The sequence below is a fragment of the Delftia sp. DT-2 genome (assembly GCF_028401915.1).
In the GTDB taxonomy this organism is placed as follows: Bacteria; Pseudomonadota; Gammaproteobacteria; order Burkholderiales; family Burkholderiaceae_C; genus Comamonas; species Comamonas tsuruhatensis.
In genome coordinates, this window is record NZ_JAQOTI010000012.1 from 1 (window position 1) to 13,671 (window position 13,671).

12 protein-coding genes and 1 pseudogene are annotated in these 13,671 nt (G+C 69.3%); 3 read left to right on the forward strand and 10 right to left on the reverse strand.

Features of this window, described 5'->3' with window-relative positions; all coding sequences use genetic code 11:
* The 4 genes and pseudogenes from PO605_RS21360 to PO605_RS21375 form a co-directional block, all read right to left on the reverse strand.
* Positions 1–224 (reverse strand): annotated as a pseudogene (locus PO605_RS21360) (phenylacetate--CoA ligase); the annotation flags it as partial.
* Positions 225–236: 12 nt separating this feature from the next.
* Positions 237–704: a hydroxyphenylacetyl-CoA thioesterase PaaI gene (gene paaI / locus PO605_RS21365; protein WP_047472599.1), complete on the reverse strand. Its 468-nt coding sequence runs from the start codon at positions 702–704 to the stop codon at positions 237–239.
* A gap of 10 nt (positions 705–714) precedes the next feature.
* Positions 715–1,497 (reverse strand): enoyl-CoA hydratase-related protein, encoded by a 783-nt coding sequence (locus PO605_RS21370; protein WP_047472597.1) that lies wholly within the window; start codon positions 1,495–1,497, stop codon positions 715–717.
* Positions 1,498–1,664: 167 nt separating this feature from the next.
* Complete coding sequence (locus PO605_RS21375; RefSeq protein WP_047472596.1) at positions 1,665–2,660, reverse strand: tripartite tricarboxylate transporter substrate-binding protein; 996 nt, start codon at positions 2,658–2,660, stop codon at positions 1,665–1,667.
* A 177-nt stretch (positions 2,661–2,837) separates the two neighbouring features.
* On the opposite strand from PO605_RS21375, the gene hemE reads away from it, so the two are divergent.
* The 3 genes from hemE to PO605_RS21390 all read left to right on the forward strand — a co-directional run bounded on the left by hemE (position 2,838) and on the right by PO605_RS21390 (position 8,015).
* A complete protein-coding gene (gene hemE, locus PO605_RS21380; protein ID WP_047472595.1) occupies positions 2,838–3,950 on the forward strand; it encodes a uroporphyrinogen decarboxylase in 1,113 nt (370 codons plus the stop codon).
* A 509-nt stretch (positions 3,951–4,459) separates the two neighbouring features.
* Positions 4,460–6,655: a replication restart helicase PriA gene (priA, locus tag PO605_RS21385; protein ID WP_272206858.1), complete on the forward strand. Its 2,196-nt coding sequence runs from the start codon at positions 4,460–4,462 to the stop codon at positions 6,653–6,655.
* Positions 6,656–6,878: 223 nt separating this feature from the next.
* A complete protein-coding gene (locus tag PO605_RS21390) occupies positions 6,879–8,015 on the forward strand; it encodes an asparaginase (RefSeq protein ID WP_016450381.1) in 1,137 nt (378 codons plus the stop codon).
* A 198-nt stretch (positions 8,016–8,213) separates the two neighbouring features.
* On the opposite strand, the gene PO605_RS21395 is transcribed toward PO605_RS21390, so the two are convergent.
* The 6 genes from PO605_RS21395 to PO605_RS21420 form a co-directional block, all read right to left on the reverse strand.
* A complete protein-coding gene (locus PO605_RS21395; protein WP_047468919.1) occupies positions 8,214–9,077 on the reverse strand; it encodes a ChbG/HpnK family deacetylase in 864 nt (287 codons plus the stop codon).
* Positions 9,074–9,496 (reverse strand): GtrA family protein, encoded by a 423-nt coding sequence (locus tag PO605_RS21400; RefSeq protein ID WP_017406517.1) that lies wholly within the window; start codon positions 9,494–9,496, stop codon positions 9,074–9,076. Before PO605_RS21400 ends, PO605_RS21395 begins: the two co-directional genes overlap by 4 nt.
* Before the next feature lie 2 nt (positions 9,497–9,498).
* On the reverse strand, positions 9,499–10,503 hold the full coding sequence (locus tag PO605_RS21405) for a glycosyltransferase family 2 protein (RefSeq protein WP_016450378.1): 1,005 nt from the start codon (positions 10,501–10,503) through the stop codon (positions 9,499–9,501).
* Entirely contained in the window at positions 10,500–12,119 is a 1,620-nt protein-coding gene (locus PO605_RS21410; RefSeq protein WP_272206859.1) for a glycosyltransferase family 39 protein, read from the reverse strand. The genes PO605_RS21405 and PO605_RS21410 overlap by 4 nt, the downstream gene beginning before the upstream one ends.
* A gap of 108 nt (positions 12,120–12,227) precedes the next feature.
* Entirely contained in the window at positions 12,228–13,178 is a 951-nt protein-coding gene (locus PO605_RS21415) for an AEC family transporter (RefSeq protein ID WP_047468612.1), read from the reverse strand.
* 124 nt (positions 13,179–13,302) lie between these two features.
* Complete coding sequence (locus tag PO605_RS21420) at positions 13,303–13,662, reverse strand: hypothetical protein (RefSeq protein WP_016450375.1); 360 nt, start codon at positions 13,660–13,662, stop codon at positions 13,303–13,305.
* Positions 13,663–13,671: the final 9 nt, after the last annotated feature.

Genomic DNA, 13,671 nt, shown 5'->3' on the forward strand with positions numbered 1-13,671 from the left:
AGGTCCTTCTTGGTGGTGAAGGGAAAGCGGGCCAGGTCGGACAGCGTGCGCAGATCGGAGGGGTGCACGCCCTTCTCGTCGAACGCGCGGCGGTAATGCGGCACATGGTCGTAGGCATGCTGCAGCGACCAGCGCAGGCGCAGCAGCTGCAGCGAGGCGATCTCGTCGCGGCTGGCGGTTTCGATGGGATCGAGTTCGCCGGGGGCGGGGCGCTGGACAGGCATGGCTGGGTCTTTTCAGACGGGCTGGTTCAGGCCGGGCACGGTAGGCCGGCCCTTGAAGCTGTGCGAGCGGCCACGGAACAGCGCGATCACTTCCTGGCGCTGGTTGGTGACCTGCACGTCATAGACGCCGGTGCGGCCTGCACGCGAGACTTCGCGGGCCTGCGCGGTGAGCACGTCGCCGGGCCGGCCGGGCGCGACGAAGTCCACGCTCAGGCCCGAGGCCACCGTCATCTCGTTGCGCGCATTGCAGGCATAGGCAAAGGCCGTGTCGGCCAGCGCCGTGATGAAGCCGCCGTGGCAGATGTCGAAGCCATTGAGCATGTCGTCGCGCACGGCCATCTCCATGCGCGCCCTGCCGGGCGCGATCTCGGTGGTGCGCAGGCCCAGTCCTTGCGCGGCGCGGTCGCGCGCCAGCATGCCGTCGCGCACCTGCTCGGCCAGTCGCTGGGCGGCCTCGCCCGGGGTGTGGTTGTCTTGCATGGCGGGCTCCTCAGCGGTCCGAGAACACGGCAGCCCGCTTGCCCAGGAAGGCGGCCACGCCCTCCTGGTAGTCGTGGGCTGCGCCCAGCTGGCCCTGCTGGCGCGCCTCGCGCGTGAGCGCATGTTCGTAGTCCAGCAGTTGGGCCGAGTCCATGGCCTCCCGCGTGCGCGCCAGGGCCCGCACCGGCATGGCGGCCAGGCGCTGCGCCAGGGCCTGGGCCTCGCTGCGCAAATCGGCATCTTCCACGCAGCGCCAGATCAGGCCGATGCGTTCGGCCTCGGCCGCAGGCAGCTTGTCGCCCAGCAGCGCAAGGCCCAGGGCGCGCGCACGGCCCACCAGGCGCGGCAGCAGCCAGGTGCCGCCGCAGTCGGGCACCAGGCCGATCTTGGCAAAGGCCTGGATGAAGCTGGCCGAGCGTGCGGCCAGCACCAGGTCGCAGGCCAGCGCGATATTGGCGCCCGCACCGGCAGCCACGCCGTTGACGGCGGCCACCACGGGCACGGGCATGGACTTGAGACGCAGGCACAGCGGCTGGTAGCGGCGCTCGATCAGGTCGCCCAGGTTCTGGTCGGGCGCGGCCTCGGGGTCGGACAGATCCTGGCCCGCGCAAAAGCCGCGCCCCGCGCCCGTGAGCACCACGCAGCGCACCGAGGCATCGCCGGCAGCCTGTTCCAGGGCCGAAAACAGCTGCTCGTGCAGCTGCGCGTTGAAGCTGTTGAGCGCGTCGGGGCGGTTCAGCACCAGGGTGCGGACGGCGTCTTGCTGCTCAACCAGAACCAGCGATGGGGGCATGGAAGTCTCCGTGGCCTGTCTGCCGTCTTTATGCGGCAGATCAAACATAATTTACCGAATGGTCGGTAAATGTTAGTCGCCAGACCCTTTCCACCACAAGCGCCCAGGCACCGAGGAAACCCTAGGCCCCATGAAAAAAGGCCCTCACGGGCCGATTTGTCGAAGGTTCAGGGCTTGAAGCCCGAGCGCTGCACCACCGGCGTCCACTGGGCGCGGTAGGCCTTGAGCATCTCGGCCGTCTGCGCGCTGCTGCTGGAGACCGGGGTCAGCCGGCTGGCCTCGAATTTCTGGCGCGTGTCGGGTTCCTTCATGATCTCCTGCACCATGCGCGACAGGCGCTCGGCAATGTCGGGCGCCATGCTCTGCGGCGCGAACAAGGTGTTCCAGCCCATGCCCGACAGGTTCAGGCCCGATTCCTTGAGCGTGGGAATGTCCGGCGCCATGGTGCTGCGGCGCTCGCCAGACACGGCCAGCACGCGGATCTTGCCGGCCTCGTGCTGGGGCAGCAGCACGTCGAAGGTGTCGATGGCCAGCGGTACCTGGCCGCCCACCAGGTCGGTCAGCAGCGGGGCCGAGCCCTTGTAGCCCACGGTTTCGGTCCGGACCTTGGCGGCCTCGCCCAGCATCAGCGAGAAGAAGTGCGGCAGGCTGCCCGTGGCCGGCACGCCCACGTTGGCCTGCTGCGGATTGGCACGCAGCCAGGCCAGCAGGTGCGACAGCTGCCTGACGGGCACGGCACTGGCCACGGCCACGCCGAATTCGTAGCGATTGACCTCGCTGACCGGGCGGAAGTCCTTGTCGGGGTCGTAGCCCGAGTCGAGGAACACCAGGGGCGCCACCAGCATCACGGCCGGATTGGCCAGCAGCAGCGCAGGCTGGGAGGCCGGCGCGTTCTTCACATACTGGGCCGACAGGCGGCCGCCCGCGCCGGGCTTGTTCTCCACCACCACGGGCGAGCCCACGCGCGCCTGCAGCTTGTCGGCCACGATGCGCGCCACGCGGTCGGTGGCGCCACCGGGCGGGTAGCCCACGACGATGCGCAGCGGCGCCTTGCCCGGAAACAGTGGCTCGGCCGCCGTGGCACTTCCAGCCAGCCCGCTGGCAGCCCAAACGGCCGAGGCCGGTGCCAGGGCCAGGATCTGGGTCAGGGTTCTTCGCTGCATCGCAAACTCTCTCCTTGCATGGACGGATTCCTGTGCGGAACGCACGCAGCACAATGTAGCGGCCTCAAAAAGCCCGTTGCCGCCGATATTGACCAGGGTTAACCCGGGGCAAGACGCCCTGCGCTGCTCGGGCATCGCGGCAACCTGGCGAAGCCGACTCGGCGACAATCGCCCACCATGAGCTTCGCCCCCCTGACCAACGACACCTTCCTGAGCGCCTGCCGGCGCCAGGCCACCGACTACACGCCGCTGTGGCTGATGCGCCAGGCGGGCCGCTATCTCCCCGAATACAAGGCCACGCGCGCCCGGGCCGGCAGCTTCATGGGCCTGGCCACCAACGTGGACTACGCCACCGAGGTCACGCTGCAGCCACTGGAGCGCTTCCCGCTGGATGCGGCCATCCTGTTCTCCGACATCCTGACCGTGCCCGACGCCATGGGCCTGGGCCTGTCCTTTGCCGAAGGCGAAGGCCCGCGCTTTGCCAAGGTGGTGCGCGACGAGGCCGCCGTGGCCGAGCTGGCCGTGCCCGACATGGACAAGCTGCGCTATGTGTTCGACGCCGTGACCAGCATCCGCCGCGCGCTCGATGGCCGCGTGCCGCTGATCGGTTTCTCGGGTAGTCCCTGGACCCTGGCCTGCTACATGGTCGAGGGCAAGGGCAGCGACGACTACCGCCTGGTCAAGAGCCTGATGTATGCGCGCCCCGACCTGATGCACCGCATCCTGGCCATCAACGCCGACAGCGTGGCCGCCTATCTCAACGCCCAGATCGATGCGGGCGCCCAGGCCGTGATGGTGTTCGACAGCTGGGGCGGCGTGCTGGCCGATGGCGCCTTCCAGGAATTCAGCCTGGCCTACACGAAGCGCGTGCTGGCCGGACTCAAGCGCACGGGCGCCGATGGGCAGGACGTGCCGCGCATCGTCTTCACCAAGGGCGGCGGCATCTGGCTGCCCGACATGAAGGACCTGGACTGCGAGGTGCTGGGCCTGGACTGGACGGCCAACCTGGCCCGCGCCCGCGCCATCGTCGGCGGCGAGGTGGGCGGACCCGGCAAGGCGCTGCAGGGCAACATCGACCCCAATGTGCTGTTCGCGCCGCCCGAGCGCGTGGCCGAGCAGGCGCGCGCCGTGCTCGACAGCTTCGGCGCCCCGCACACCGACAGGACCACCACGGGCCCCACGCACATCTTCAACCTGGGCCACGGCATCAGCCAGTTCACGCCGCCCGAGCATGTGGCTGCCCTGGTCGAGGCCGTCCACGGCCATTCGCGCGCCATGCGCCAGCGCTGAGCGCCCGCCCTGCTCCTCATCACCCGCAGGGCCGGATGCCAGCGCAGCGCCGGCCCCCTGCCGTGACAGCCACCGGCCCGGCTGGGCCGCGCTGTCCACAGTCCGCGCGCCCGGCCGGCGCTTGCTGCACAAGATGGCCACAGACCATCTTATGCACAGAAAAATCTGAGCGAGGTCTTAGGACTCACAGTTGTCACCCGCGCCTGCACGCGGGCGACATATCGATATAAGCCGTTGTTTTTGAAGATTTTTTTGATAGCACCGTTTTCAGAATGCACCACTCGGAAAGGTCCAACAAATGGGGGGATGGCCATAGATCCGAATAATCCCCACAAAGTTATCCACAGAAATTGACGATATACCCAGAAACCCGTAGCCACCGCCCGGGATGTCTGGTGTAGAACGCCGCTTCCCACGCCTCGGACGCTGCCCAAGGCTTATGCTTGGCGGCTTTGTTGCCGCTGCTCGTGCCCTGCGGCACCAGCGTTTTCAGGCCCCGCTTTCTTCCCATGCCCCTTCCCACCCATACCGTCCATGTCGCCGTCCAGACGCCGGCGCACAGCGCCGTGGGTGATCTGCTGAGCTACACCTGCGAGCAGCCGCTGGAGCCGGGCACCCTGGTGCGCGTGCCGCTGGGACGCCGGGAACTGCTGGGCGTGGTCTGGGACGCGCCGGCCCAGCCGCCCGCCGTGCCCGAAGGCGTGGAGCTGCGCGCCATCTGCGCCGTGCTGGAGGGCATCGCGCCGCTGCCGGCGGCCTGGCGGCGGCTGGTGGCCTTCGCCGCCTACTACTACCAGCGCAGCGTGGGCGAGATCGCCGTGACGGCCCTGCCGCCGCAGCTGCGCGACATGACGGCCGAGCAACTGGCGCGCCGGCTCAGGCCGACCAAGGCCGCGGCGAAGAGAGCGGCCAAGGCTGCAAAGGCGGAACAGGCGCAACAGGCGCCTGGCGCTGCGCCTGCATCAGCGCTCGCACCGGCCGCCGCAGACATTCCCCCCATCGTCCTCAGCGCCGAGCAGGCCGACGTCTTCACGCAGATCGCCGCCCACCCCGGCCCCTTCCTGCTCTACGGCAGCACGGGCAGCGGCAAGACCGAGGTCTACCTGAGGACCACCCAGGCCGCGCTGGATGCCGACCCCGGCGCCCAGGTGCTGGTGATGGTGCCCGAGATCAACCTCACGCCCCAGCTGGAGCAGCGCTTCCTGGCGCGCTTTGCGCCGCAGTACGGAGCGGCCTGCGTGGTCAGCATGCACAGCGGCATGACCAACCCGCAGCGGCTCAAGAGCTGGCTGGCGGCACACACGGGCACGGCGCGCATCGTGCTGGGCACGCGCATGTCGGTGTTCGCCAGCCTGCCGGGGCTGTCGCTGATCGTGGTGGACGAGGAGCACGACGCCAGCTACAAGCAGCAGGAAGGCGCGCGCTACTCGGCGCGCGACCTGGCCATCTGGCGCGGGCGCGATACCGGCGCCAAGGTCATCCTGGGCAGCGCCACGCCCTCGCTGGAGAGCTGGCACGCCAGCCGCCCGCCCAATGCCGACGAGCCGCAGGGCGGCCGCTACCTGCGCCTGCACATGCCCAGCCGCATCGGCGCGGCCGCCCTGCCGCGCGTGCGCCTGGTGGACATGGGCCAGCAGCCGCACAAGGCCGTGTTCTCGCCGCCGCTGATCGATGCCATCACCGAGCGTGTGCAGCGCGGCGAGCAAAGCCTGGTGCTGCTCAACCGCCGCGGCTTCGCGCCCGTGCTGTTCTGCGCCGACTGCGGCTGGAAAAGCGACTGCCCGCACTGCAGTGCCCACCAGGTCTTCCACAAGGCCGACCGCACGCTGCGCTGCCACCACTGCGGCTACACCCAGCGCGTGCCCATGGCCTGCCCCGGCTGCGGCAATCCCGACATCCTGCCGCTGGGCAAGGGCACGGAGCAGCTGGAGGAAGAACTGGCCCGCCTGCTGCGCAATGTGCAGCGCCCCGACCGCGAGCCCGCCCGCGTGGCGCGCATCGATGCCGACACCACGCGCGCCAAGGGCGCACTGGAGGAGCAACTGGCCCAGGTGCATGCCGGCGACATCGACGTGCTGGTCGGCACCCAGATGGTGGCCAAGGGCCATGACTTCCGGCGCATCACCCTGGTGGCCGCCGTCCAGCCCGACAGCGCTCTTTTCTCCAGCGACTACCGAGCGCCCGAGCGCCTGTTCAGCCTGCTGATGCAGGCCGCCGGCCGCGCAGGACGCGACGCGCACTACGTGGCCGCCCAGGGCAGCCATCCGGAGATGTGGATACAGACGCACGACCCGTCCCATCCCGTCTACACCGCGCTGCGCTCGCACGACTACCCTGCCTTTGCGGCGCGCCAGCTGCGCGAGCGGCGCGATGCGGGCATGCCGCCGTTTGCCTTCCAGGCCATCGTGCGTGCCGATGCGCGCAGCCAGGAGGCCGCCCAGGCCTTTCTGGCCGCCGCCGCCCAAGCCGCGCGCCAGGCCGGCCTGCCCCATGTGGACGATGTGTTTCTCTACCCGCCCATTCCCATGTCCGTCCAGCGCGTGGCCAATGTGGAGCGGGCGCAGATGCTGATCGAGTCGGCCCAGCGGCCCGCCCTGCTGCGCTTTCTCTGGGCCTGGCAGGCGCATCTGCACTGGATCAGGGCACAGCCCGAGCACCGCGCCCTGGTGCGCTGGCTGGTGGACGTGGACCCGCTGGCCATCTGAGCGTGGTACGGCCTTTGGAACGGCCCCAAAAAACCCCAAGCCTTTCAGGCCTTGGGCGCAATCCCGCAAAGCGTTCACCGCTCCTTTTTCGGAAGCGCTTTTAGCGCATTCGCTGCGTGGCTCCCATCGGGATTTGCGCTGATGCAGGCGGGGCATGTTTATTGCATCGTGCCGCATTCAGCCCACAAGGCTGGATCATTCAATGCCTTTCCAGGAGCGATACATGCCGTTCACCCCCTTCCGTATGACCTTGATGGCCGTCGCGCTTGCGCTGGCAGGCTGCGCGTCCCAGCCCGGCGCCAGCCAGGCCCCCGCAGCCGCAGCGCCCGCCACGGCGACCGCCCCTGCACCCGCTCCCGCCGCACAGGCCGGCAAGCCCAACGTGGTCGTCCTGGCCACGGGCGGCACCATTGCCGGCGCGGGCGCCAGCGCCGTCAACAGCGCCACCTACACGGCCGCCAAGGTCCCCGTGGACAAGCTGCTGGCCGGCCTGCCCGAGCTGAGCAACATCGCCAACGTCTCTGGCGAGCAGGTCTTCCAGATCGCCTCCGAAAGCTTCACCAACAAGGAACTGCTGACGCTGGCACGCCGCGTCAACGAGCTGGCCAAGCAGCCCGGCGTGGACGGCATCGTCGTCACCCACGGCACGGACACGCTGGAGGAGACCGGCTACTTCCTGAACCTGGTGGTGCCCACCGACAAGCCCATCGTCATGGTCGGCTCCATGCGCCCCGGCACGGCCATCTCGGCCGACGGCGCGCTGAACCTGCTGGGCGCCGTGGCCACGGCCGCCTCCAAGGACTCGGCGGGCAAGGGCGTGCTGGTCAGCATGAACGACAACATCGACTCCGCGCGCGATGTGGCCAAGCTCACCAACATCAAGACCAATGCCTTCTCCAGCCAGTGGGGTCCGCTGGGCATGGTGGTCGAGGGCAAGACCTACTGGTTCCGCGCCCCCGTCAAGCGCCACACCAGGGGCAGCGAGTTCAACATCGAGCAGATCACCGACCTGCCCGCCGTGGACATCGTCTACGGCTACGGCAACGTGCCGGCCACGGCCATCGACGCGCTGGGCAAGGCCGGCGTCAAGGCCATCGTGCACGCCGGCACGGGCAACGGCTCGGTGGCCGACCGCATCGTGCCCAAGCTCAATGAACTGCGCCAAAAGGGCGTGATCGTGGTGCGCAGCTCGCGCGTGCCGGCCGGCTTCGTGCTGCGCAACGCCGAGCAGCCCGACGACAAGTACGACTGGGTCGTCGCCCATGACCTGAACCCGCAGAAGGCCCGCCTGCTGGCCGCCGTGGCCCTGACCAAGACGCAGGACACGAAGCAGCTGCAGCGCATCTTCTGGGAGTATTGATAGGCACCCCCTGAGGCGCTGGCGCGCCTTCCCCCCGTGGCACGGCGCCTCTCTACCCGCTTCGCGGGGGAGGGGGACGACAGCCTCGCTGCGGGGCGGCCCTTGCTTGCTGTCCCTTGCTTTGGGCCTCGTCGGTTTTTTGCGCTGCGCCCACATGGCCCGGTCCATTTTTGGCCGGGCCTTTTCTATTGCTGCTTCTTAGTTCGTTGTGAACAGCGGGGTGAGGGGGCCTTGGGCGATGTGGCAGTGCGCTTGTTCCAGGGCCTGGGCGAAGGCGTCGGAGCGCAGGTAGGCGTATTCGACGGCGCGCTGGGCGCCTATGGCGTCGCCCTGGACGGGGGCAGTGGCGGGGTGGCACATCATGAGGCTGCCGGGCTGCAGCTGGGCCAGCCATTGGGCCATGTGGCGGCCATAGCCTTCGGGCGTGGGCTGGTCGAAGGCGTAGACGCCGCCGAAGCCGTGGTTGAGCGGCACGCCCTGGCGGCGCAGGCGACGGGTGGTGGTCCAGCCGCCGAGCAGGGCGATGATGGCGGCCTTGGGGTCGCGCCAGAGCTGGCCGGCCGGGGTGGTGGAGCGGACCCAGGGCAGGTCGTCGGCGTTGTCGCCATAGCGCTGGCGCAATTCCTGCACCAGCGCGGCGCGCACGCCGGGCAGCTGGTGCACGTGCTGGTGGCCGTCGATGAAGTCGGGGGCCATGCCCAGCGCGTCCTCGAAGGCGTCGAGCTGGCGGCGCCAGGCGTCGCGCATGGCGGCGCCGCCGAGTGCGCCGGCATAGGCGCGCGCGATCACGGCACCGATTCCGGCGGCAGGCTGCAGGCCGTGGCCTTCGGTCAGGTTGAAGTGCAGGCCCAGCGACAGGCGCGGGCGCAGCGCGGGCAGGCGCCTGGCCGCCTGCCTCCAGTGCGGCGAGGTGGTCATGCAGCTGGTGGCCGACAGCCGGCCCTGCAGTGTGAGCTGCTCCACGGCGTCGTCGACCAGGGGGTGCAGCGCATAGTCGTCGGCGCACAGGACGACGGTTCTGGCCGGGGACTTCTCCCCGTTTATGGCAGGCATGGTGTTCATGGGGATTCCTTGCGTCCGGGGGCCGCAAAGGCCCAGAACTTGGCCAGGACGAAGGTGCCCACCGCCACCAGCACCAGCACCAGGGCCAGGCTCCAGAAATAGTGCCAGTGCAGCCAGTGCAGGGCCGCCCAGTACAGCAGCTCATTGGCCACGAAGGAGACGCAGGCCACGGCGAAGTATTTGGCCACCACGGCCCGGCCACGCGCCTGGGTCTGCACGAAGGTGAACAGCGCATGGCCGTTGTAGCTGACCACGAAGGCCACGAGAAAGGCCAGCACATTCGCATGCAGCGGCGCCATGCCAGCCAGCTGCACCAGCAGGGCGACCACGGCCAGGTGCGTGGCGGCCGCGCAGCCGCCCACCAGCACGAACTGCAGCGCCTGCGGCAGGCGGCGCAGCTGCGCGATCACATCGTGCATGGCTACTCCCGCGGCGCCAGCGGGCTGCGGTCCTCGTCGCGCGCCAGCAGATAGGTGGGGCGGCGCTTGACCTCGTCATAGATCCGGCCGATGTACTCGCCCAGGATGCCGATGGACATCAGCTGCACGCCCGAGAACAGCATGATGCTGGCCGCCAGCGTAGGCCAGCCGTCCAGCGGGTTGCCGAAGATCAGCGTCTCCATGGTGATCCACAGCCCGTAGAGCAGGGCCGCCAGCGAGATCATCCCGCCCACGATGCTCCACACGCGCAGCGGCAAGGTGGTGAACGAGGTCAGCCCCAGCAGGGCCAGCGAGCCCAGGCGCCGGAAATTGAAGCTGGACGCCCCGGCCGTGCGGTCGGCCGGCACGAACGGCAGTGCCGCCGCCTTGAAGCCCACCCAGGCGTACAGGCCCTTCATGAACCGGTGGCTCTCGGGCAGGGCCTTGAGCGCGTCGGCCACGCAGCGGTCCAGCCAGCGGAAGTCGCCGGCATTGGGCGGGATCTTCACCAGGTTGCCGGCATTCATGAGCCGGTAGAACAGGTTGGTGCCCACCCGCTTGGCGCCGCTTTCGGCGCCCCGGTCGGCGATCACGCCATAGACCATGTCGTAGCCGGACTGCCACAGCTCGCACATCTGGGGCAGCATCTGCAGCGGATGCTGGAAGTCGGCGTCGATCAGCACCACGGCATTGCCGCGCGCATGGTCTATGCCGGCCGACAGGGCCGCCTCCTTGCCGAAGTTGCGAGACAGCGCCAGGTAGCGCACGGGCAGCTCCTGCGCCATGCGCAGCGCGATCTCGTGCGTGGCGTCGCGGCTGCCATCGTTGACGACGATCAGCTCGTAGTCGGGCGTCAGCGTGCGCACCATCGCGTCCAGGGCGCGCAGGAACGCCTCCAGGTTGCCCTCTTCATTGTGGGCCGGCACCACGCAGCTCAGCCGCAGCGGCGCGCGCGGCAGCATTCCCTTGGGAGCGGCCGGAGCAATGTCAGCATGCAATTCGGTCATAGGCCAGCATTGTCAGCGGGCTGGCTGCCCGCGCGCGGCAACACATCAAAAACCGCATACGCATAAGGTGTGGGCACAGGAAAACGCCAGCCCGAGCGTTGCAGCGTGAGCACACGCGGCTCCTGCGGCAGGCCCAGCTTCGCCAGCCAGGCCTGCGCCTGCCGCTCGCAATCGCGCGATTTCGCGGTCGGCCCGGGCTCGCCGGCCACGGGGCCGCGCGGGCACAGCAGCAGGCCGGGCTGGCGGCGCCAGTCCGGCAGCGCCAGCACACGCGCATATTCGCTGTCGGGCAGGCCGGGGATGGTGCGCAGATGCGGCTGTGCATAGAAGGAGAGCATGGCGTTTTCCGCCCAGTCGCCGCCCACCCACTGCAGCGGCTGCTCCGGGTGGCGCTGGTTCCAGGACAGCACGATGGCCTGGGCCGCATCGGCCGCGGGCCGGTAGTAGTCGGAGCTGCTCTTGCGCGCATTGCCCCAACCCGCGGCCACGCCAATCACCAGCACCACGGCCAGGCTGGGCCACCAGGCGCGGCGCAGCGCGGCCAGGGCGGCCTGCGTCGCGGCAGGCGCCTCGGCGTCCAGGTTGCGCAGCCACAGCAGCACGAAGGCATAGCCGATGGGAATGGCCCAGGGCGTGGACAGCTCCACCACGCCGGTGGCACCAAAGCCCAGCGTCGTCAGCCAGGGCATGAGGGCCAGCCAGAACAAGGTGTCGCCCCGCCCCTGCCAGGCCCAGCTGCGGCGCAGAAAGCGCGCGCTCCAGCGCAGCCAGCCACCGCCTTGCTGGCGGGCCTGCATGAAGCCATACACCAGGCACACGGCCAGCCAGGCCGGCAGCCAGTAGAAGATGGGCGCCAGCGCAAAGCGCAGCACATAGCCCCACACCACCTGCCCGCCGCCCTGGTCCATGGCATAGCCCAGCGTCACCCACTGGTGGTGGGCAATCCAGGCCACATGCGGTGCCAGCGCCAGGCCAAAGGCTGCCAGCGCCACATAGGGCCTGGGAGTGAGCAGCCACTGGCGACCTTCGCGAACCAGGAGGATGGGCAGCAGAAAGCCGGCCAGGAACACGCCGCTGTAGTACTTGCTGAGCATGCAGGCGGCCGAGACCACGCCCAGGGCCACGCTGAAGGCCAGGCCCCGCACACCCTTTTCCTGCCAGCTGGCCAGCAGCAGGGCCGCCGCCCAGGGCCACAGGGACAGCAGCTGGCTGTTGGCGTTGAACTTGCCGGCCAGCGTCGTATACGGGAAGCACCACAGCAGCAGCAGCGCCCCCAGCGGCGCCAGGCGCGCCAGCCCCAGGCGCCGGCCCAGCACATAGACACCCCACAGGCCCACGCCCACATTGGCATAGGACAGCAGGCGGTAGAAGGCGTCGTTCTGCGGAAACACCATGAACCACAGGCCGACCACCCAGGCGAAGAACGGCGGGTGCTTGTGCGTGCCCAGCTGCAGCGGCTGGGACCAGGCATAGTTCTCCAGCATGTCGTGGTAGCCGTCCAGGTTGCCATTGGCCAGCCAGGACACCAGGGCCCAGAGCAGGCAGGCCAGCGTCACCATCCAGAGCAGGCCCGCGCCCGTGGGGGCGCCGGCCGGGGCAGAGGGGGAGGGTTTCATGCAATCCCGTCGAGGTGGTGAAAAAACATGGGCGCGATTGTAGAGAGCGCCAGCCTGCCGACAGGCCTGGACTGACCGGGCCTGCCCAGTCCTGCCGCTCGGACCTGCTCAGGTCATCAACGCCACGGCACCCGAGAAGCTCAGGAAGGCCAGCACCGTGGACACCAGGATGATGCGGGCCACCCGCCCGCCATGCGCACCGAAGCGCTCGGTCAGCAGCGAGACATTGCTGGCGCTGGGCAGTGCGGCCAGCAGCACCAGGGCCACGAAGGCCTCCTCACCCAGCGGCAGGCCCAGCGCCATGGCCGCGCGGGCCACGGCCCAGACCAGCAGCGGATGGACCAGCAGCTTGGCCAGCGCGATGGGCACGTAGTCGCGCGCGGCCACGCGCTCATGGCTGTTCATCTGCGAGCGCGCCAGCACAGCGCCTATGGTGAACAGCGCCACGGGCGAGGCCGCGCCCGCCAGCATGGCCACGGTGCGGTCGATGGGGCCGGGCAGCGTCCAGCCCGCCGCCGACGCCACTGCGCCCAGCACGATGGACCAGGGCATGGGGTTGGAGGCCATGCCCGCCAGCGCGCGGCGCAATGCCACCGTCACACCGTGCCCGCCCGGCATTCCAAGGCGCGACAGCGCAATGCACAGCGAGGTGGTCACCACCATGTCGATGGCCATGGTGACGATGACCGGGCCCGCCGCACGCTCACCCAGCAGCGCCACCAGCATGGGCACGCCCATGAAGCCGGTATTGGGGAAGGCGGCCACCAGTGCGCCGAAGGCCGCATCGTTCCAGCCCACGCCCCGCAGCGTGAGCGCCACGGTGGCGCCCACCATCAGCAGCGCGCACAGCAGGTAGACCACGGAGACGCCCACATCCAGCAGTTGCGCGATCGGCGTCTGCGCGCCAAAGCGAAACAGCATGCAGGGCAGCGCGAAATACAGCACGAAGGCGTTGAGCCCCGGTATCGCCGCCTGCGGCAGCACGCCACGCCAGGTGGCTGCGAAGCCGCAGGCCACGAGAGCGAAGAAGGGGAAGGTGATCAGCAGGACGGACAGCACGCGGCGATTCTGGCAGCAAGCCGGCGCGTACGCTGCGCGCCCGTGGCGCACCGGTGACGGCGGGCGAAAAAAAACCTGCCGGAATCCGTCTCCGGCAGGTCTGGCGGCAAGAGCGCGGGCGCTCTCAGAGTGCCAGGTCCTTTTCGATCTCCTGCACCTTGCGGCGGGCCAGCGCCAGGTTGGAGCGGCTCTTGTCCAGCACCAGGTAGAAGAACACGCCTTCATGGGCGGCCACGGGCCGGATGACGTGGTACTGGTGGGTCAGGGTGATCAGGATGTCGTCGATGGCATCGTCCAGCTTGAGCATGCGCATGGTCTTGAGCTTGGCGCGCACCACCTCCGTGTTGCCGGCGGCGGCCAGCTCCATGTCGAGGCCGGAGCCCGCGCTGCCCATCAGCATGCCGCTGGTGCTGTCCACCAGGGCTGCGCACAGGGCGCCATCGATGCCCAGCAGGCCGTTCAGAGAATCATGTATCGAAGCCATATGCCACCT